A 20777-nucleotide genomic window follows, 5' to 3' on the forward strand; every position below is an offset into this window, starting at 1 on the left:
TTCTGGCGCTTCTGAACTGCGTCCTGAAGTTCTTTCTGGCGCTGTTCAAGTTCGTTCTGCTGCAGACCCTTGCCATTCAGAGCATCGGAGAAACCGGTGAGCTGAACAGTGATCGGATTTGGCTTATTCTGGAAGTTTACGGATGTAAGGGTCAGCTTGCCGCCTTTTTTCAGCGCATTGACCATTTCATCTGTCAGCGGAGCTTCTGCAATGCAGCGATCCGGGAAGCAGATACCGTATTCAACCTTGGTGGTTTTGTTCGCATCAATCTGCATGCCGATACCGGCAGGGATCAGACGACCGGTCGGAACGGAAACCTGAAAAATCTTACGATTAATCTTGCCTTTGATTTCGATCAGGTTGATCGCGGTCAGCAGCTGACCGGAATCTGCAGTCACGATATTCTGTGTATTGCAAATATCATTATCTTCCTGCTTCGAGCAGACCTTGAACCATCCCTGCGGCGGCAGCTGTTGAGCTGTGGCCGGAAGGGTCGCGGTTGCAAGCAGGGCAACGGCGCCGGCAATTGCGGATGCGGCAGCGAATGTCTTCGTGCTGGTCATGATCAACAGGTTCCTTTCAACACTCTGATCTGAATTCTGGCTATGCTGTTTCAGAGAAATAAACAGCCTGTATTTTTTACGGGAATTATCATCGAGACTGGCAAGACAACATTTTCCCCTTGCGGATCAGCAAGTGAACCGAATTTTCGCAACCATGACTGCGGATAAAATACGGCAACAGCGTGACCCTGCGTTATTTGCGGTGTTACACTGACTGTAACGCATTATCCAGTGCCGTTTTATTAACCATAGTTTTTTAACGTCGATTTGCGCTATAAAAACAACGCATTTCCCGCCTGACTTATCAGAAAACGAAAACCGGCCGGTCAATATTTCATATTATAATTCTGTGGCTTGCTGCATATTCCCGCTAAAAAAGCGGTTTATACAGTGCATCTGATACGAATCAAATATGGTACCGGAACGGTATAATCCTCAAACATTCTCAAAATTAATCAAAAACACGCAAAATTCTGACAAATCAGAGCATTCTTATAATTTTACCGGATAGTGATTGACCAATGACACAGCCGTTCCAGCCCTTCCCGCGCATCATCAACAGGCGTCATCTGCTTGCCATGCTGGGAACCTCCGTTCTGGCAATCGCATTTGGCACAACCGGCCTGCCCTTTACTCATGATACAGCACAGGCGCAGACTGTAGCTACCGCACAAGACAGCGTGCCATCCTACGCATTGTCCATGCATGGCGACATTGCGCTGCCAGCCAATTTCAAACACTTCCCTTATACCAATCCGGCAGCACCTAAAGGCGGCAATATCACCTATGGTGTGGTCGGTACCTTTGACAGTCTCAATCCGTTTGTTCTGCAAAGCATGCGCACCACAGCGCGCGGCATGTTCAATGATGCGGATTTCGGCAATCTGATGTTTGAAACGCTGATGCAGCGTTCTGCCAATGAGCCTTTCACGCTTTACGGCCTGCTGGCAGAGCGTGTTGAAACGGATGATGCGCGAAGTTTTATTGAATTCACACTGAACGAACAGGCAAAATGGTCTGACGGCAACCCGGTGACACCGGAAGATGTGATATTCACCTATGAAATCCTGACGGAAAAAGGTCGCCCGCCCTATAATGCCCGTATGAACCGCATTGCCAAAATCGAGAAAACCGGTGAACGCGGCATCCGTTTTACCTTTAATGACAAGGCTGACAGGGAATTCCCGTTACTGCTGGCCAGTACTATGCCGGTGCTGCCGAAACATGCCGTTGATCCGGAAACTTTCGGCAAAGCTTCACTGAAGCCACCGATCGCCAGCGGCCCTTATATTGTTAAGACTGTTAAACCTGGTGAGCGCATTACCTATCAGCGCAATCCTGATTACTGGGCAAAAGACCTGCCGAGCCGCAGCGGTTTCAGCAATTTCGACACCATCACCATCGAATATTTCCGCAATGAAACCTCCTATTTCGAGGCTTTCAAGAAGGGAATCGTCGATGTTTATGTTGACGGTTCACCTAACCACTGGAGCAAAGCCTATGATTTCCCTGCGGTAAAACAAGGGAAAGTCATTAAGGACACTTTTGTCAAAGGCACACCGGCCAATATGCTCGGCTTTGTCTTCAACACAAGGCGAGAAAAATTTGCCGATGTCAAAGTCCGGCGCGCGCTCTCCGAACTCTTTGATTTTGAATGGGCAAACCGCTCGCTGTTCTCCGGTCAATATGACCGTATGGCGAGTTTCTGGCAGGGTTCGGAATTATCATCCGTCGGTCGTCCGGCGAGTGAAGGTGAAAAGCAGTTACTCGCGCCCTATCAGGATAAAATCCTGCCGGAAACAATGGACGGCACATGGCGCCCGACCACAACCAATGGCAGCGGTCATGACCGTGCGCCTGCCAAAAAAGCCTATGATCTTCTGGAACAGGCAGGCTTTACCTTTGAAAACGGCGTAGCACACACACCGGAAGGCACGCGTCTGAGTTTCGAAATCATGACCCGCTCGGTCGATGAGGAAAAGCTGGCATTGGCCTATAAGCGCAATCTGGCACGGCTTGGTATTGTTGCGGAAATCCGCAGTGCTGATGATGCACAATATCAGCAGCGCTTGCAGAATTTCGATTATGATATGATTATCGGTGCGCTGACAGCCTCGCTCTCACCCGGCAATGAACAATGGATGCGCTGGGGTTCCGGCTCCCGTGATGCATCCGGCAGTTTCAACTATCCGGGTGCGCAGGATCCGGCTATTGATGCGATGATTGAAGCCATGCTTGCCGCAAAAGACCGCCCTGCTTTTACCGATGCAGTGCGCGCCTTTGACCGGTTACTGATTTCCGGCAGCTATTATCTGCCACTCTATTATTTGCCGAAACAGCAGGTTGCACGGTGGGAACGGATAAAAATTCCACAAAAAACCTCGCTTTACGGCTATCAATTCCCTACATGGTGGACTGAAACCACCTCTGTGAACTAATAATAACTGGCAAATGATGACAGGTAATTTCATGACTAATAAACAAATCACAATCGATGTTATTTCCGATGTCGTCTGCCCGTGGTGCTTTCTGGGCCGTCAGCGCCTGAAAGCCGCCCTTGAAATGTTGCCGGAACTGAATGTTGAAGTGCGCTGGCGTCCGTTTCAGCTCGACCCGACACTTCCGGCTGAAGGCAAAGAGCGCAAACGCTATCTGGTTGAAAAGCTCGGCTCCCAGAGCCGCGTGAATGAAGTGCATGACCAGCTGATCGCCATCGGCAAAGAAGAAGGCATAGAGTTCGACTTTGATGCGATTGAAGTGGCACCCAATACACTGGATGCCCATCGCCTGATCCGCTGGGCGGGTGAAGTCAGCGCGGAAGTACAGGATCGCGTTGTCGGCGAATTGTTCTCACTCTATTTTGAACAGGGCGAAAATATCGGCAGCCATGAAATCCTGATCGAAGCCGCAGAAGATGCCGGTATGGAATATACCATTATCGAAACCCTGCTTGAAGGTGACACGGACAGCGACAATGTTCGTGCGGAAATCGCCGTTGCCGGACAGATGGGCGTGACCGGTGTGCCATGCTTCATTCTCGATCAGAAATATGCGGTCATGGGTGCACAGAGCGCCGAAGCCATGGCTGATGCTATCCGTCAGATTGCAGAAGGTTATGAGCCGGGTCTGAGCGAAGATCGCTGATCTTTAAACCACTGCAACAATACTATTCTAAGGCTCTTTGGTGCTCACCAAGGAGCCTTTTTCGTCTTTCCTTCCATTATAAAGGTGCTCTATGGCAGGTCAGTCCACAAATGATGCATTGAAACGCTCAGTATCAGAAAATTGGGAGGCCAATGCTGCGACATGGACGAAGCTTGTCCGCGCTGGTTATGATATTTACCGCGATGCGCTGCACACACCGGCTTTTCTGGAAATGCTGCCGGATATCAAAGGCTTGAACGGGTTAGATGTCGGCTGCGGTGAAGGTGCCAATACGCGCGCTCTGGCACGCGCCGGTGCGAAAATGACCGGCATTGATATTGCGCCAACCTTTGTGCACCATGCTTCCGAATATGAAGAAAACGAGCCGCTTGGTATCCGTTATCTGACGGCGGATGCCCTGCACCTGCCGTTCGATGATGCACAATTTGACTTCGCCAGCGCCTTCATGTCGATGATGGATATGCCGCAACAGGGCGACGTGCTGAAAGAAGTATTCCGCATTCTTAAACCGCAGGGTTTCTTCCAGTTCACCATTCTGCATCCGTGTTTTGTGCCGCCGTTTCGTAAGAATATTCGTGATGAGAATGGTAAAGTAACCGCGGTTTTGGTTGCAGATTATTTTGAGAATATTGACGGCAGTCTTGAGACATGGCTGTTTTCAAGCGTTCCGCAAACTGAGCGCGAGCAGCATAAACCGTTCAATATTCCGCGCTTCCACCGTACTTTGAGCGAATGGATCGGCATGATCAACGCTGCAGGTTTCATTCTCGAGGCCAGTGTTGAACCAATGGCCTCGAAAGAACTGGCGGCACAAGAAGAAGTCGTTGCCGATACGCGCGTTACGCCGATTGCATGGATTGTGCGCCTGCGCAAACCATAAGATTAGCCGCGCAGAAAGCGTTCCAATATGCGGTTAAACAGCTGCGGCTTTTCCAGAAAAGCCGCATGGCCGACCTGTGGCAGCAGGAAAATCGTCTCTTCCCAGAGGTTCTTATAATTCAGCGATGCGATATGCGCATTATTGATGAAATGATCCTCAGCACCATTGAGGATAGCCAGCGGCACGGGGCAATTCTCAGCCATATGCTGCTGGTCGGCGATATTCTCCGCCAGAATATTTTCGAACATTGTCTGGCGTGTCAGCCCGTCGGTTCTGCGCACGGCATCCACCATAAAAGCCGGTGTTGGTTTATCCGGATGCACCACATGACGCGCATAGGATTGTGCCTCCGCATCGTCCAGATCACGTTGACCACCATATTTCAACGCTTCACTCGGCACAAAAGCCTGACCTACCGCATCCGCATCTTTGGCAAATGGCGGCGTGCCGGTAATCATCAACCGGTTGACCGGTGCCTGCTGCGCAATCATTTCCAGACCGATATGCCCGCCGAGCGACCAGCCGAACACGGCTGCCGATGATACATCCAGCGCCTTCAGCACATCGGCTGCGGCCTGCGCATAGCCATGCAATGTATAGGATTTTTGCGGATCAGCAGCATCATTAGAAGCGCCATGTCCCGGCAAATCAAAAGCAATCAGCCGGAAATCATGCGCCAGAGAGGATTCAAACTGCTTGTGAAACACTTCCTTGCACGCAGAATTGCCGTGAATAAACAAAACCGGTGCGCCCTTACCTGCGCTTGTCATGACCTCAAGACGGCCATGTCTGGTTTCAACAAGCTGTTTTTGCATTCTATTCCCCCTGTTTTTTGCTTATTCTCCGGCGATTTTTGCCAGTTGCGTCATGATTACGGCTGAACCGGTCAGGCGTTTTTCAGCGGTCGGATAATCGCGGATAAACACAATGCTCTGATCCGGCCGGATCTTCGCCAGCGAGCCCTGTGCCGCAATCATCTGCACCAGACCTGCCGGATTCGAGAAGGTCTTCTCACGGAACTGGATAACAATGCCTTTCGGCCCTGCATCCAGTTTCTCAACATTGGCCTTGCGGCACAGCGCCTTGATAAACACGATCTTGAGCAGGTGCTGCACTTCTTCCGGCAGCGGGCCAAAACGGTCGATCAGCTCGGCACCAAAACCGTCGATCTCCTGCGTTGTTTCCAGATCGGCCAAACGACGATAGAGACCAAGACGCAATTGCAGATCCGGCACATAAGTTTCCGGTATCATCACCGCCGTGCCAACCGCAATTTGTGGCGACCAATGGCTGTCAATCACAGGGCCTTCGGATTTCAGCTCGGCAACCGCCTCTTCCAGCATCTGCTGATACAGCTCGAAACCGACTTCCTTGATATGACCGGACTGCTCATCACCCAGCAAGTTACCCGCACCGCGAATATCCATATCGTGGCTCGCAAGCTGGAAACCAGCGCCCAAAGTATCCAGCGATTGCAGTACTTTGAGACGGCGTTCCGCTGTCTGGGTCAGAGTTTTGCCCGCAGGCAGTGTGAACAGCGCAAATGCACGCTGCTTGGAACGGCCAACGCGGCCACGCAACTGATAGAGCTGTGCCAGACCAAACATATCCGCACGATGCACGATCATAGTATTGGCAGTCGGAATATCCAGTCCGGATTCCACGATGGTTGTGGAGAGCAGCACATCATATTGCCCGTCATAGAAGGCATTCATAATGTCTTCCAGCTCACCGGCAGCCATCTGTCCATAGGCCACAGCAACTTTCAGTTCCGGCACATGCTGGTCAAGGAATTCCTTGATCTCGGCAAGATCGGAAATACGCGGGCAGACATAGAAGCTCTGGCCGCCGCGATAGCGCTCGCGCATCAGTGTTTCGCGGATGACCAGCGCATCAAAAGGCGAAATGAAGGTACGCACGGCCATACGGTCAACCGGCGGCGTGGTAATCAGCGACAATTCACGCACGCCCGTGAGCGCCAGCTGCAGCGTACGCGGGATCGGCGTTGCGGTGAGTGTCAGCACGTGAATATCGGATTTCAGGTCTTTGAGGCGCTCTTTATGCTTCACGCCGAAATGCTGCTCTTCGTCGATAATCAGCAGGCCGAGATTTTTGAACTTGATCGAATTGCCAAGCAGCGCATGGGTGCCGACAACGATATCGACAGTACCTTCTTCAACGCCCTTCTTGGTCAGTGCCAGTTCTTTGCTACCGACAAGACGTGAGGCATGGGCAACATTGATCGGCAGGCCGTTAAAGCGCGTGGAGAAGGTTTTGAAATGCTGGCGTGACAGCAGTGTGGTCGGTACAACAACAGCCACCTGATAGCCGTTAAGCGCAGCTACAAAGGCTGCACGCAGCGCGACTTCGGTTTTACCAAAACCAACATCACCGCAAACCAGACGATCCATTGGTTTGCCATCGCCAAGATCGTCAAAGATCGCATCAATGGCGCGCTGCTGGTCTTCTGTCTCGTCATAAGGGAAACGGGCAGCAAACTCACCATAAAGACCATCCGGCGGGTTCAGCACCGGCGCACCGCGCATAGCACGTTCTGCGGCAATGCGAATGAGCTGTCCGGCCATTTCCAGCAGCTGCTTCTTGAGCTTGGCTTTACGCGCCTGCCATGCACCGCCGCCGAGCTTATCGAGAACAGCGCTTGAGCCTTCCGAGCCATAGCGCGACAACAGTTCAATATTTTCAACCGGCAGGAACAGACGGTCGTCACCGGCATAATGCAGTTCAAGGCAATCATGCGGCGCACCGGCAGCGGTGATCGTACGCAAGCCCACAAATTTACCGATACCGTGATCGACATGCACAACGATATCGCCCGCGGTCAGGCTACCGGCCTCAGAGATGAAATCCGCATCGCGTTTGCGTTTTTTGGTACGGCGGATCAGGCGATCACCGAGAATATCCTGCTCGGCCACCACAACCAGATCACCGGCATCAAAACCGCTTTCTACCGCCAGCACAGTCGCAGTGATCTTATCGCGCGACAGCGCTTTGACCGTACGCAGGTCTTTGACTGTCTCGATCTTTTCCAGACCATGTTCGTCCAGTACCTGTAACAGACGGTCAAGCGAGCCTTCCGTCCATGCGGCGATCATGATCTTTTTGCCACTTGCACGCAGTTCAGCGATATATTTGGTTACGGCCTCAAACAGATTGACGTCTTTAGCAGCGCGTTCCTCAGCGAAGCTGCGGCCTTTATGGGCATCTGCATGGATAATATGCCGGCCACTGGCTTCCGGCGCTTCAAAAGGCGTGAGGTCATAGCGCTTGCCATTGGCCTCTGCCGCCTCTTCCACCTTGCGCAGCGACATATAGAGCTGGCTTGGTGCTACAGGCTTATAGGGAATAGCATCTGCTGCTTCTTTGCCCTCGGCCTGTTTCTGGCGGGCGTCATAATGATCAAGCACCAGCTTGTGACGCTCGGCAATGGCTTCCGGCACCAGATGATCGAATACCACCGGCATTGCGCCTGTATGATCAAACAGCGTTTCCATCTCGTCATAGAACAATGGCAGCCAGTGCTCCATACCGGCGAAGCGACGACCTTCCGAGATCGCAGCATAAAGTGCGTCATCACGCGACGGTGCACCAAAGGCAGCGATATAGTTCTTACGGAAGCGGCTGATCATATCCGGCGAGAGCGTAATCTCGCTCATCGGCTGGAGAGTGAACTCCTTGCGTGTCTCGGTGGTGCGTTGCGAAGCCGGATCAAAGGCGCGGATGCTTTCCAGCGTATCGCCGAAGAAATCCAGACGCAGCGGCTCTTCCGCACCTGGCACGAACAGATCAAGAATACCACCACGTACGGCAAATTCACCGACATCGCGCACTGTCGGCACGCGTTCAAAGCCGTTGCGTTCAAGGCGCTGGGTCAGTTCATCCATATTCACGCGGTTGCCCGGACGTGCGGAGAAACTCTGCTCAGCCAACACAGCGCGCGGCGGCAGCTTCTGTAACACCGCATTGGCTGTGGCAATAATCAGCGCCGGATGTTTCTGCTCCCGCAGGGCACTCAACTGGCTCAACGCATTCAGACGTCTGGCAGAAACCGTTGCACCTGGGGAAACGCGGTCATAGGGCAGACAGTCCCATGCCGGAATATGCAATACCGGCAGTTCCGGCATGATAAAGCCGATCACCTGCTCAATATCGGCCACGCGCTGTCCGTCGCGTGCGATAAACAGGACAGGCCCCTTATCACCCGCCTCTTCCAAAATCTTGGCCAGCACAAAGGCTTCATAACCATCGGCGACACCATCAATCAGCACATGATTGACGAGAACCGGTTTCAGACCAAGTTTAGAAAATACGGGCATAGGATGTCTCTGCTATATTACTCGAGCTTCTGATTGAGAAAAATCAATAGTCGATTTTATCGCGGAACAAAATAAGATCACGGAACAAAATCGTGTCAAAAGCCTCAGGTGTTTTGTCTTCGCCGGTAATCCATTTGAACAGATCGCGGTCGAGCACTTCGAGCAGGCGTTCAAACTCATTCAATGTATCTTCATCCATTGTTGCAATATGCATGTCCGCATATTGACCGAAGATCAGATCCATTTCCTTCATACCGCGGTGCCATGAGCGGAACAGCAGCTTGCGACGACGCGGATCCAGCTGTGCGCCTGCCTCGGTGCCCGATAATTTACTGCCTGTGCTCATATCACTCTCCGGATTAACGTCTGTGTATTCAAGTATGTTACCAGCCATATAACGCGGGATGAGCGCGATGTCAGCTTGCAAGTTAATAAGATCTAAGTAAGTTTGCTTTCATGCGTCCAAGTCTGCTTGATCCCCTGTTTGCATCCGTCCGCACCCTCACCGGTATCGGGCCTAAAGTCTCTGCTCTGCTGCTGAAACTGCTCGGCGCGGAAAGCGCGACGATGCTTGAGCCGCGTGTGGGACAATTGCTGTTCTTACCACCAAACAGTGTGATCGACCGGCGCAACCGTCCGGATGTGGCTTTTGCGCAGGAAGGGGCCGTGGTCACGCTGGAAGTGACAGTTGATGAATATCAGTTCTCACCCTCTACGGCCAAATCCGGTGCTTTTATGCGTGGCTCCGTGCCCCATCGCATTTATGCCCATGATGATACGGGCGAAGTAACACTGGTTTTCTTCCGTGCCCAGCGCCCGTGGCTGGAAAAGAGCCTGCCGCTCGGAGAGAAAGTCATCGTCTCCGGCAAGGTGGAATGGTTCAACGGCCGCGCTTCAATGGTACATCCCGATCATATTGCGCCGATTGACGGCAGTGATGATCTGCCGCTGATCGAGCCGGTCTATCCGCTGACTGCCGGTCTTTCACCCAAAACACTGGCACGCGCGATGCGCGATGCGCTGACACGCATCCCTGATCTGCCGGAATGGCAGGATAAGACGCTGATGCAGCGGGAAGGTTTTCCGTCTTTCTCGCAAGCTTTGCATCATCTGCATCTGCCGGAAGAGCCGGAAGATATTGCGCAGGACAGCCCTTCACGCCGCCGCCTCGCCTATGATGAATTTCTCGCCGGACAAATGGCTCTGGCACTGGTACGCGCCAAGACCAAGCGCCTCTCCGGCCGCCCGCTCAATGGCACAGGCAAAATCACCGCGCAGATATTGGCCAACCTGCCCTATACCCTGACAAAAGGTCAGGAACAGGCGGTTAAAGACATTATCGGCGACCTCAAGCAGCCGGAACGTATGCTGCGTCTGCTGCAAGGTGATGTCGGTGCCGGTAAAACCGTGGTCGGTCTGTTGTCTATGGCACATGCGGCAGAATCGGGCGGACAGTCTGCTTTGATGGCACCGACAGAAGTGCTGGCGCGCCAGCATTTTGCCACCATAGCACCACTGGCTGAAAAAGCCGGATTGAAAGCTGCTTTGCTGACAGGGCGTGAAAAAGGCAAAGAACGCCAGCGCATTCTCGACGAACTGGCGGATGGTACAATTCATATCATCATCGGCACCCATGCGCTGTTTCAGGATAAAGTTGAATATCATGATCTGGTGTTTGTGATTATTGATGAGCAGCACCGTTTCGGTGTGCATCAGCGCCTGCAGCTTACCGCCAAGGGCACTGCGCCGGATATGCTGGTGATGACTGCAACACCGATCCCGCGCACGCTGGTTCTGACCGCCTTTGGCGATATGGATGTTTCCAAGCTCACAGAAAAACCGGCAGGCCGCCAGCCGATCACCACAGCGATTGTGCCAAGTGAGCGGTTGAGTGAAATTGTTGACCGGATGCGTAAGGCAATCTCTGAGGGGCAGAAAATCTACTGGATCTGCCCGCTGGTGGAAGAATCAGAACATGTTGAACTGACCTCTGCCGAAGAGCGCTTTCAGTCCTTTCTGCCGGTGTTTGGGGACAAATTGGGCCTCATTCACGGCCGCATGACCGGACAGGAAAAAGACGATGCCATGCTGGCCTTCAAGCGCGGTGATACAAGCCTGTTGATTGCCACCACCGTTATTGAAGTCGGCGTTGATGTGCCGGATGCCACAGTGATTGTGATCGAACATGCCGAGCGCTTCGGCCTGTCGCAATTGCATCAGCTACGTGGCCGTGTCGGGCGTGGTGATAAGCCATCCACTTGCCTGCTGCTCTATAAAGGCCCTCTGGGTGAGATTGCCAAGGCACGTTTGCAAGTGATGCGCGAAACGGAAGACGGCTTCCGCATCGCCGAAGAAGACCTGAAACTGCGCGGTGAAGGCGAGCTTCTCGGCACCCGTCAGTCCGGCACGCCGGGCTTTAAACTCGCCTCTATGGAAGCGCATACTGATCTTTTGGAGATCGCCCGCAAAGATGCTCGGCTGATGCTGGAGCGCGATATTGATCTGCAATCTGAGCGCGGTCAGGCGCTTCGTCTGCTGCTCTATATTTTCGGCCGTGACGAGGCAATCAGATTGCTGCGTGCGGGATAATACTGCATCAGCCAGCAATCCTGCAGCTGCCCTTCGTGCATTTCATGGGCGGGCAGCATGCGGAGTTTTTCAAAGCCGCATTTTTCATAACAGGCAATTGCGCGTGAGTTGCGGCTTTGCGGGTCGAGAACAAGGCGATGTGCGGCCTTTTTTGTTATGAGATAATCCCGCACCAGTAAAACAAGCTGCGTGCCAAGTCCCAGCCCCCAGAAATCCGGTTCGCCGATAAACTGATCCAGCCCGTAGATCACGTCCTCAACCGGTAGTTCCAGCGCCTGTTTATCTTCGCGATCCAGCGGGTAGAACTGCACATAGCCCAGCGGTTTATCATCCAGCAACACCAGACACGGTGTGGTTTCCCCCTGATCATCGATAAAAACTTCGATGATCGTTTGCAGGTCGAAGTGCTTGTCGCGCCCTTCATAAAATTCCAGCACCCGCTCATCCTGCAGCCAGCGCAGCATTACCGGCGCATCGCTTTTCTGCAAAACACGTATCGCCAATCTGCCTTGCTGCACCAGCATAACCATCCTCCCGCTGCTTATGATCTATAAATAAAAAGCCCGCTTATCTGAGACAAGCGGGCTTTGAAAAAACAGACTGCTTTGGCTTATTCAACAGTCACAGATTTCGCCAGATTGCGCGGCTGATCCACATCTGTACCCATAAACACAGCAGTATAATAAGCCAGCATCTGGATCGGCAGAGCATAAACCAGAGGTGCAATGAATTCCGGCACATCCGGCATAATCAGCACGGAATGCGCATCCACATTGGCGTGTTTTGCACCTTCCTTGTCCGTGATCAGAATGATGCGGCCGCCACGGGCTGCCACTTCCTGCATATTCGACACGGTCTTTTCATAAAGACGGTCAAATGGTGCAATCACAATCACCGGCATGGTTTCATCGATCAGGGCAATCGGGCCGTGCTTCAGCTCACCGGCTGCATAGCCTTCTGCGTGAATATAGGAGATTTCCTTGAGCTTCAGCGCGCCTTCAAGAGCCAGCGGATAGGAAGTACCGCGACCGAGATAAAGCACATCTTTGACATTCATCAGATCGCGGCAGATTGCTTCGACCTTTGGTGCCAATTTCAGCGCTTCATGCAGCACGCCGGAGAGATTGCCAAGCTCGCTGACCAGCTGCTTCTCTTCTTCCGGTGTAATCGTGCCGCGGGCTTTGGCAGCAGACAGCGCCAGCGAGGCCAGAACCGAAAGCTGACAGGTGAAAGCCTTGGTCGATGCCACGCCGATTTCCGGCCCTGCCAGTGTCGGCAGAACAATATCGGACTCGCGGGCAATGGTGGATTCGCGCACATTGACCACAGCGGCAATAGGCAGTCCCTGTGAGCGGCAATAGCGCAGCGAGGCCAGCGTATCGGCAGTTTCACCGGACTGCGACACAAACAGTGCCAGCGTATCAGTTGAAAGCGGCATTTCGCGGTAGCGGAATTCCGAGGCAATATCGATTTCTACCGGCAAACGCGCATAGCGCTCCATCCAGTATTTACCGATGGTTGCAGCATAATAAGCCGTGCCGCAGGCAGACATTGCCATGCGATTGATCTTTGACCAGTCGATATTATTGACATAGGTGCGGATCGACGAGGATGAGAAATCCAGATAATGCGCCAGTGTGCGGGAAATCACTTCCGGCTGTTCATAGACTTCTTTTTCCATGAAGTGGCGGTAATTGCCTTTATTGACAACATAGGCAGCGCCGGAGGATTGCTGCACGACACGGGTGACCGGATGATTACCCTCATCATAAACGGTTACGCTGTCGCGGGTCAGAACTGCCCAGTCACCATCTTCCAGATAGCTGATTTTATCGGTGAACGGTGCCAGTGCAATAGCATCGGAGCCTAGGAACATTTCATCTTCGCCATAGCCGATGGCCAGCGGTGAACCGCGACGCGCTGCAACCAGCATTTCATTTTCGCCGGTAAACAGGAAAGCCAGTGCAAAAGCACCGCGCAGGCGGCCAAGCACTTTACGCACGGCTTCAACAGGTGCGTCCCCGGAACGGATATTGCGGGCGACGAGCTGTGCCACAGTTTCAGTATCTGTATCGCTCTGGAACTTTACGCCTTCAGCTTCCAGCTCAGTGCGCAGTTCGGCAAAGTTTTCGATAATGCCGTTATGAACAATCGCAACCTGCTCAGTCGCATGCGGATGAGCATTACGCTCTGTCGGCGCACCATGCGTTGCCCAGCGTGTGTGGCCGATACCGATTGTGCCGCTCAGCGGCTCTGCTGCCAGACGATTTTCCAGATTAACCAGCTTGCCTTCCGCACGGCTACGGGCAATCTGATTGTCCACCAGAGTGGCAATACCGGCTGAATCATAACCGCGATATTCCAGACGCTTCAGCGCATCCACAAGCCGCATAGCAACCGGCTGATTGCCGACAATACCAATAATTCCGCACATTCTGTCTGTTCCTGTTGCGTCTTTGTTTTAAGGTCTGACCTATAGGCCTTAAGACCACACAATTCCTATCATCACTTTAAATTTAAAAATGATGATTTTATGATAATTATTTGTTTTTATTTGCCTTAATGGCTTTATATTTTTCGCGCAAAATCTCTGCGCGGCCTTCTTTATTAACCTGACGGGCGCGGCCGAGAGCCAATGCATTTTCAGGAACTTCATCGGTAATCACGCTGCCGGAAGCCACATAAACACCGTTACCAATTGTCAGCGGTGCAACCAGAGCAGAGTTGGAACCGACAAAAGCATTGCTGCCAATCGTGGTTTTGAACTTGTTATAGCCGTCATAATTGCAGGTAATGACACCCGCTCCGATATTGGTTTCCGCACCCACAGTTGCATCGCCGATATAGGACAGATGATTGACCTTGGCACCGGCGCCGATATCCGCATTTTTAACTTCGCAGAAATTGCCGACTTTGGCTTTCTCGGCCAGTTTTGCACCCGGACGCAGGCGTGCGAACGGCCCCACACTGGTATTGGCACCAATATGTGCGCCTTCAATATGCGAGAATGCATGGATAACGGAGCCGCTCTCAACGGTCACCTTTGGACCAAAGAACACATTCGGCTCAATCAGCACATCCGCCTCAATCAGCGTATCATGCGCAAAGAAAACCGTTTCAGGTGCAATCAGCGTCACGCCGGATAGCATTACATCGCGGCGTTTACGTGCCTGCCACAGAGCTTCAGCCTCGGCCAGTTCAGCACGATTATTGATGCCGATGACATTCTCAACCGGCACATCAATGGCAATAACATTCAGGCCTTGCGCGTATGCCAGCTTCACCACATCGGTGAGATAATATTCGCCTTTGGAATTATCGTTCTTCACGGCAGAGATTAACTGCAACGCATGCTTGCCATTCAGCGCCATCAACCCGCCATTGCAGAATGTGATTTTACGTTGCTCGTCCGTCGCGTCTTTTTCTTCAACGATGGCAATCAGCTTGCCATCTTCTTCAACCAGACGGCCATAGCCGGTCGGGTTTTCCGGACGGAAGCCCATCACCACAATATCCGCGCCTTCCGCCAGCTTGTTACGGGCAGCGCGCAAAGAGGTTTCTTCAATCAGCGGTGTGTCACCAAACACGACCAGCACATCATCATGCGCTTCGGCCAGCGCATCGCGGGCAGCAAGCACTGCGTGCGCTGTACCCAGACGCTCGGTCTGCTCATAGAAACGCGCTGTATTGCTGATTTTACCGACAGCCTTCTGCACATCCGCCGCGCCGCGACCGACAACAACGGCCAGATCAGCCTGATCGCTTTTTGCGTCATTGGCTCCCTGCACGGCCTTAACCACATGCCCCACCAGCGGCAAACCGGCAATCTCATGCAGGACTTTGGACATGGAAGACTTCATGCGGGTACCCTCACCGGCAGCGAGGATGATAGTCAGGCAAGATCTGGAAGCCATATTAATTCCGTGTTTCATAACTGGCAAAGAGGTCTGAATTATCAGAACCACTTTAAAGGCAAAACGTATAGATTCATTTACACAAAACAAGCAAGGTGCCGATGATTTTGCATGAATCGCGGTATTATTCTGTTTTTAAACAGTTTCCTGTTCAGGATTTATGGTTGTGCCGGTCACTTTTCAGAAACAGCCGGTACGTATCGTGATTAGCCGAGCTTGCCCAGCACAGGGAATGTCTCAAGCAGCCAGAAAGCAAAAGCTTCCATACCGCCGGTGAGGAACAGGATACCGGCAAGCACCAGCAAAATACCCATTACTTTTTCGACCTTGCCCATATGCACGCGGAAACGTGACAGGAACCGCATGAAACGGCCGGAGAACAGCGCCGCCAGCATAAACGGAATGCCCAGCCCCAGCGAATAAACAGCCAATAGTGATGCACCATCCAGCACAGAGGCTTTGGAGCCTGCCAGCGTCAGGATCGGCCCCAAGACCGGCCCGATACATGGTGTCCAGCCGAATGCGAAGGCCAGCCCCATAATATAGGCACCCAAAGGTGTGGCCGGTGCGGAATTTGCCTGAAAACGTGCTTCCCGTGACAGCAACGGAATGCGGATCAGTCCGAGAAAATTCAACCCCATCACAATAATAACAAGACCGGCGGCAATCGCCATTTCCTGCTGCCATTGACGCAGAAAGTGACCGATTGACGATGCACCGGCACCAAGCGCCACAAATACGGTGGTAAAGCCGAGAACAAATGCAAATGACGTTACCAGCAACCGGATGCGGTTGCGTGTGGCCTGCGAGGCCTCTCCGCCATTGCGGAAATCATCCACACTCACACCGGCCATATAACAGAGATAAGGCGGCACGAGCGGCAGAACACAGGGAGAGAGAAAAGATAAGGCACCGGCACCAACAGCTGTCAGATAAGAAATGTCGATTGCCATATTATTTCCCTGTCAAATTACGAAATCCGTGACTTTCAGCAACCACCAGCCTTGCTCCGCTGATTCAGTGCGAGCTCACGGGCATGGTGCTGCTTATAGTCGTGCGGGTCTTATAGCCAGAAATGCTCCGGATAGGAACTGCAGGTGCGAATATCGGTAAATTTTCAGGAATCAGCCATGCAAACAATGGCTTGCCGGAATCATTCTTTAAAAGAATCTCATTCGGAGACATGAATCGCCCCTCTGTATTTTTCTTCAGAACACAAAAATCATCAAATATGCATGATATGAGCGCGATTTCCGCACCTCAACATGGGGAAAAACCGGAAAAAACTTCAAAAAATCCGCTTTCACATCAAAAACAATGATTTTTGGTGTTGACGATCGCGATATCGGCACCTATGTATCGCCGCACTTGCAGAGCATTACCGAGATGCTCCTGACAGAGACTTCATGTCTCAGAAATTGCAAGAGCGCGTAGCTCAGCCGGTAGAGCAACTGACTTTTAATCAGTAGGTCCACGGTTCGAACCCGTGCGCGCTCACCACTTTCTCCCCTTATAAAATCCTCTTAAATTTGAACAGCTTGTTTGTCTGCTCTCTAAATCTGTCTTTGTACCTGTCTTGTGTATAAACTTAAGATTTTGAATTTAAACACTGATTTTAGTGTTGACGATGGCGCCAAACCGCCTTATGTATCGCCCCACTTGCAGAGCATTACCGAGATGCTCCTGACAGAGACTTCATGTCTCAGAAATTGCAAGAGCGCGTAGCTCAGCCGGTAGAGCAACTGACTTTTAATCAGTAGGTCCACGGTTCGAACCCGTGCGCGCTCACCACTTTCTCCTCAAATAGCTTACAGATATTTTCCTTAATCGCTTCGCATTATCAAATGCTTGCTGAATAAAAAAGCCCCGGATGTCTCCAGGGCTTTCAATGTTTTTAAAAGATCTTCAAACTTGTTACCATTTAACGCGAAGTCCGATGGTTCCTTTATAGGCGTAGCTGTCTCCGAAATTATTGAGACTGGTATTTACCGACCCCTCGCCATAGATGGAATATTTATCATTATCCCAATTATAGCTGCCACCCAGTCCAATTCCGCCCCAGAAACGGTCATTGCGGCTGGCAAAACGCACAGACGATACGTCAACTGCTGAGCCATCGAGGAATTCATAATACAGATTGGCAATACCGTAGACATAAGAACGGTTTATCATGCCTTTATCATTGTACCAGGAGTTCTGATAATCTGCGGAAATACCGATACGTCCCTGAAGACTGTCGCCCTTGTGAAGGGAAACAGCACCATTATATTGATCGGTAAAATTATCAAAATCGACATTGGAATAAGCGAGCTGAGCCTGAGGTGTAACCGACCAGCGGTCATTCAGCGTAATCCGTTTACCGGTTTCGGCAGATAAAGCATAACCAAAGCCGTTATTACCATCGACGAGAGAGACAGCACTTCCACCTCTCGTGCTCAGATCACTGTCATACCAAGTTGCCTGTGCCTGTGTATCGACATAGAAACCGTTATTTCCATACCAGGTCAGCGTGCCGCCAAAACCATAACCGTCTGTCGAGATCTTACCAAGACCATGTTCAGAACGGGTATCCGCCGATGCATGACCATAATGAACTGTGATACCGCCAATCAGCAGACCATTGTCAGTCTCTGTTAAAACGCCATCAAGACCGGCCTGCATTTTAAAGATGTCAGCATCATATTGCGTGCCTGATGTAGTGACGGCCGGTTTGGACTTCAGGTGCTGACCTTCAATCCGTCCCCAAATACCATTGCGCTCGGTAAAACTTCCGGCTTCAACCGCAGGAACAGCCGGAGTACCGATCACGTCTGCGCCCTGCTCAATCATAATATTACCGGCATTGCTCCAGTAACGATTGCCAACGCGCTACTGCAGGGTCGGAAGGCCGTTCAGAGCCAACAGAACCTGCGGATAAGCCTCATAGACAGGCACACCTTGTGTAAACTGCGGATCGACTGGATCTACCGGATCGACTGGATCTTTCTTGTCGAGCTGAGAACGTAAATACCAGTCATCCGCAATCTCACTGTCTGAATAGTCATCAGCTACGGAGGAGGATTTGATATTTGGGCCTTTATATAAGGAATAGGCATAGGCACCGGCACCAACAACAGTCTTGCCATTAAACTGATAGGCATTGGCTGCACTTGCATCAAGCATAAAAGCATCAGCTGTTGTTGTGCCACCATTCATGGAATTTACAAGTTTAATGCCATGCCCCGGCTCAGTATCTGCCCCATCAGGATCAGTCCCTGTATTTTTAATACGCAGCAAGGTCTGTCCGGAAATTGAACCACCATCATTCACAATCATATCAGAAGCTGAGCCGCTGGCGCCAAGGAATGTATCCAGATGGGCAACAGCCCCCTGTGAGCCCATATATTGCCCCTGCAAAATCAGCTGATCGCCGGTTTTATCATCCGACAGGTTGAGAATACCGCCAATGCTGTTGATGTCTCCCTGCAATGTAAAAGCAGCGGGAGCGCCGCCTGATCCGTAAGCTACAACTTCGGAAGCATTTTTAAGATCTAGCTTGGTGAATGCAGCTGTCGTTGAAGGCACAGAACCGGTTTTCTCCTGTAAAACCCATTTTGCCTTCTTATCAAGATTCAGATTCAAAGTTGATACAGCTGCCTTATTGGCCAGGCCAAGCATTGTACCTTCTGAAAAATTGAATGTGGTCATACTTGGGGCAAGAGCAGTTCCGCCGACATTAAGCAGATATCCGCCACTGGCAGCTGTCAGCAAACTATCCGTGCCACGCACAGTCAGAAAATAACTTTGCTGATTACTTGCAACTTCAACAAGGTTCGCCGTTGTTGAAGTTGTAGACGCAACAAGATTATTAAACATCGTGTCGGTCTGTGCATTGGATTGGTTGAAATTACCGCTGATACTAATGGCTTCACGGCCTGCTTTAATGGTCGTACTTGAAGTATCGGTATTGGCATCCAAAACAGCCCCTTGCCAGATAACAGCGATGGCGGAACTGTTGGCGGCAGCCGTTGTATCAATTTCCATGTGACCAAGTGAGGTCAGGCGGCCTTCACCTGTGCCAACATTAGCAGTTTTACCCAGACGGATTGCATTGGCACGACCGGATGTACTCTTAATTTTAATATTGCTGTTGTTTAGCCTGACTTCCGGAACCCTGCGGTTTTGCTCTGAACCTGATACATAAATACCGATAGCATCATTTGATGCCGCATCAATATCGATTGCCAGATTACCTTTTACTTCCACATATCCTGCAGATCCGTTTCCGGAATTTGCACCTCCGCCTGCCCCCTGAATCGCGCGAATACCGTTTAATAGTGGGTTTCCACCACCCAAAAATCCACCGACTGCTCCGGATTGCATCTTGATATTCAAATTATCAAAGATTGCTGATGACCTCTTACCATTGAAAGCAGTGCCCTCTGCTGCATTCACAGAAGAACCCGTAACAACACCATAATGCTCCGCAGAACTAAATGCATTACCGATGACGGGTAAATTCTCCATAGTAAGATTTAACGTACCAATGGTTAAAAGACCGCCATGGCTTACCCCTACGCCGCCTTTTGGAACATTATCACCTGCAGGCGTAGCAGAGTTTGCATCAGTGTTTTTAAGCGTTAGATTAATTGTTTTACCGGAGGCATCAAATGTTGAGATAAAATCAGGAGACGTACCATAAACTGAGATACCTACAGCTCCCTTAACCGTTGTTGTGAAATCATTCTCAATTGTCAAAACACGATTAAGTCTCTGACTGTAAATGAGAAAACCGACATTTCCTGAAGATGTATTACCAATTGTATTTTGAACAGATGATACAGAACATCCGTTTTGATTATTGCCGTTATTAACGGTAAAGGTTCCGTTCGCATTGGCTACGCATGGTGCAGCATTCGCAGCAGAACTGAAAATAAATGCACCGCTAAGTACTGTACTTGCTAATAAGAGCTCTTTCATAAGCATCTCCACATTTATCATGTGTGAATATACTTATATCAGGACATAAAAAGTAAAGTACGTAACGTGCAGTACGCGCCCAAACAATATCATAAGTTGTAATTTTCACACACTTACGATGGTTCCATAAAATTCAGAACGCTAAAATAACAACAAATTGCCAGTCCGTTCTTGGACTATTTTAATATGCACTCATGCGTATAGTTGGACTGTCAACAGATGATATTTTCACCAAGTTGATCTCCTCATGATACCTACTCGATATCTGCCCCGTATTGCTCTGCAATGCGGGGTCTTTTTATGCCATGTGAAATAAATCAACTTTTCGGGAATTGAACGGTGTTGATACAGTGTTCACCCTGCCCATATTACA

Annotated in this window: 15 protein-coding genes and 2 tRNA genes; 7 read left to right on the forward strand and 10 right to left on the reverse strand. The window is 51.1% G+C overall.

Annotated elements, in window-relative coordinates; translation table 11 throughout:
* Positions 1-563 (reverse strand): invasion associated locus B family protein (locus A918_RS0117665; protein WP_022712332.1); only part of this gene is annotated, 563 nt, incomplete at its 3' end.
* A 701-nt stretch (positions 564-1264) separates the two neighbouring features.
* On the opposite strand from A918_RS0117665, the gene A918_RS0117670 reads away from it, so the two are divergent.
* The 3 genes from A918_RS0117670 to A918_RS0117680 all read left to right on the forward strand — a co-directional run bounded on the left by A918_RS0117670 (position 1265) and on the right by A918_RS0117680 (position 4608).
* Entirely contained in the window at positions 1265-3001 is a 1737-nt protein-coding gene (locus tag A918_RS0117670) for an extracellular solute-binding protein (protein WP_245257357.1), read from the forward strand.
* 31 nt (positions 3002-3032) lie between these two features.
* The gene (locus tag A918_RS0117675; RefSeq protein ID WP_022712334.1) at positions 3033-3707 is read left to right on the forward strand and encodes a DsbA family oxidoreductase; all 675 of its coding nucleotides are present in this window, start codon (positions 3033-3035) and stop codon (positions 3705-3707) included.
* A gap of 91 nt (positions 3708-3798) precedes the next feature.
* On the forward strand, positions 3799-4608 hold the full coding sequence (locus A918_RS0117680; protein ID WP_022712335.1) for a class I SAM-dependent methyltransferase: 810 nt from the start codon (positions 3799-3801) through the stop codon (positions 4606-4608).
* Positions 4609-4610: 2 nt separating this feature from the next.
* Here A918_RS0117680 and A918_RS0117685 read toward each other — a convergent pair whose 3' ends face one another.
* Genes A918_RS0117685 through A918_RS0117695 form a run of 3 tightly spaced genes read right to left on the reverse strand, consistent with a single transcriptional unit; the run spans position 4611 to position 9288 of the window.
* Positions 4611-5423: an alpha/beta fold hydrolase gene (locus A918_RS0117685; protein WP_022712336.1), complete on the reverse strand. Its 813-nt coding sequence runs from the start codon at positions 5421-5423 to the stop codon at positions 4611-4613.
* A 21-nt stretch (positions 5424-5444) separates the two neighbouring features.
* Positions 5445-8942, reverse strand: coding sequence for a transcription-repair coupling factor (mfd, locus tag A918_RS0117690; protein WP_022712337.1), 3498 nt, complete (start codon positions 8940-8942; stop codon positions 5445-5447).
* A gap of 43 nt (positions 8943-8985) precedes the next feature.
* A complete protein-coding gene (locus tag A918_RS0117695) occupies positions 8986-9288 on the reverse strand; it encodes a succinate dehydrogenase assembly factor 2 (protein ID WP_022712338.1) in 303 nt (100 codons plus the stop codon).
* Positions 9289-9398: 110 nt separating this feature from the next.
* Between A918_RS0117695 and recG the strand changes: the two genes are divergently transcribed.
* Positions 9399-11531 (forward strand): ATP-dependent DNA helicase RecG, encoded by a 2133-nt coding sequence (recG, locus tag A918_RS0117700; protein ID WP_022712339.1) that lies wholly within the window; start codon positions 9399-9401, stop codon positions 11529-11531.
* Here the strand turns inward: recG and aac(6')-Ian are convergent.
* From aac(6')-Ian to A918_RS0117720, 4 genes are all read right to left on the reverse strand, one after another.
* A complete protein-coding gene (gene aac(6')-Ian, locus A918_RS0117705; RefSeq protein ID WP_051139090.1) occupies positions 11483-12055 on the reverse strand; it encodes an aminoglycoside N-acetyltransferase AAC(6')-Ian in 573 nt (190 codons plus the stop codon). The two genes, recG and aac(6')-Ian, sit on opposite strands and share 49 nt — an antisense overlap.
* A gap of 86 nt (positions 12056-12141) precedes the next feature.
* Positions 12142-13965 (reverse strand): glutamine--fructose-6-phosphate transaminase (isomerizing), encoded by a 1824-nt coding sequence (glmS, locus tag A918_RS0117710; RefSeq protein ID WP_022712341.1) that lies wholly within the window; start codon positions 13963-13965, stop codon positions 12142-12144.
* Positions 13966-14071: 106 nt separating this feature from the next.
* Positions 14072-15445, reverse strand: a complete 1374-nt coding sequence (glmU, locus tag A918_RS0117715; RefSeq protein ID WP_022712342.1) for a bifunctional UDP-N-acetylglucosamine diphosphorylase/glucosamine-1-phosphate N-acetyltransferase GlmU — start codon at positions 15443-15445, stop codon at positions 14072-14074.
* A 206-nt stretch (positions 15446-15651) separates the two neighbouring features.
* The gene (locus A918_RS0117720) at positions 15652-16398 is read right to left on the reverse strand and encodes a cytochrome c biogenesis CcdA family protein (protein WP_022712343.1); all 747 of its coding nucleotides are present in this window, start codon (positions 16396-16398) and stop codon (positions 15652-15654) included.
* Between the two features lie 122 nt (positions 16399-16520).
* Here A918_RS0117720 and A918_RS21915 point away from each other — a divergent pair, with 122 nt between their 5' ends.
* The 3 genes from A918_RS21915 (at position 16521) to A918_RS0117735 (ending at position 17236) form a co-directional block, all read left to right on the forward strand.
* Positions 16521-16766, forward strand: a complete 246-nt coding sequence (locus A918_RS21915) for a hypothetical protein (RefSeq protein ID WP_156831477.1) — start codon at positions 16521-16523, stop codon at positions 16764-16766.
* 103 nt (positions 16767-16869) lie between these two features.
* A tRNA-Lys gene (locus A918_RS0117730) sits at positions 16870-16945 on the forward strand.
* Between the two features lie 215 nt (positions 16946-17160).
* Positions 17161-17236, forward strand: a tRNA-Lys gene (locus A918_RS0117735).
* Between the two features lie 123 nt (positions 17237-17359).
* Here the strand turns inward: A918_RS0117735 and A918_RS21410 are convergent.
* Positions 17360-18274, reverse strand: coding sequence for an autotransporter outer membrane beta-barrel domain-containing protein (locus A918_RS21410; protein WP_051139088.1), 915 nt, complete (start codon positions 18272-18274; stop codon positions 17360-17362).
* Between the two features lie 39 nt (positions 18275-18313).
* Positions 18314-20410, reverse strand: coding sequence for a hypothetical protein (locus tag A918_RS21205; RefSeq protein ID WP_156831478.1), 2097 nt, complete (start codon positions 20408-20410; stop codon positions 18314-18316).
* Positions 20411-20777: the final 367 nt, after the last annotated feature.

It is taken from the genome of Pseudochrobactrum sp. AO18b (assembly GCF_000409565.1).
Lineage (GTDB): Bacteria > Pseudomonadota > Alphaproteobacteria > Rhizobiales > Rhizobiaceae > Pseudochrobactrum > Pseudochrobactrum saccharolyticum.

Coding starts and splice junctions, on each gene's coding strand:
- A918_RS0117670 (WP_245257357.1), top strand. CDS start 1,265: ATGCATGGCGACATTGCGCTGCCAGCCAATTTCAAACACTTCCCTTAT.
- A918_RS0117675 (WP_022712334.1), top strand. CDS start 3,033: ATGACTAATAAACAAATCACAATCGATGTTATTTCCGATGTCGTCTGC.
- A918_RS0117680 (WP_022712335.1), top strand. CDS start 3,799: ATGGCAGGTCAGTCCACAAATGATGCATTGAAACGCTCAGTATCAGAA.
- A918_RS0117685 (WP_022712336.1), bottom strand. CDS start 5,423: ATGCAAAAACAGCTTGTTGAAACCAGACATGGCCGTCTTGAGGTCATG.
- mfd (WP_022712337.1), bottom strand. CDS start 8,942: ATGCCCGTATTTTCTAAACTTGGTCTGAAACCGGTTCTCGTCAATCAT.
- A918_RS0117695 (WP_022712338.1), bottom strand. CDS start 9,288: ATGAGCACAGGCAGTAAATTATCGGGCACCGAGGCAGGCGCACAGCTG.
- recG (WP_022712339.1), top strand. CDS start 9,399: ATGCGTCCAAGTCTGCTTGATCCCCTGTTTGCATCCGTCCGCACCCTC.
- glmS (WP_022712341.1), bottom strand. CDS start 13,965: ATGTGCGGAATTATTGGTATTGTCGGCAATCAGCCGGTTGCTATGCGG.
- glmU (WP_022712342.1), bottom strand. CDS start 15,445: ATGGCTTCCAGATCTTGCCTGACTATCATCCTCGCTGCCGGTGAGGGT.
- A918_RS0117720 (WP_022712343.1), bottom strand. CDS start 16,398: ATGGCAATCGACATTTCTTATCTGACAGCTGTTGGTGCCGGTGCCTTA.
- A918_RS21915 (WP_156831477.1), top strand. CDS start 16,521: ATGCTCCGGATAGGAACTGCAGGTGCGAATATCGGTAAATTTTCAGGA.
- A918_RS21410 (WP_051139088.1), bottom strand. CDS start 18,274: ATGATTGAGCAGGGCGCAGACGTGATCGGTACTCCGGCTGTTCCTGCG.
- A918_RS21205 (WP_156831478.1), bottom strand. CDS start 20,410: ATGCTTATGAAAGAGCTCTTATTAGCAAGTACAGTACTTAGCGGTGCA.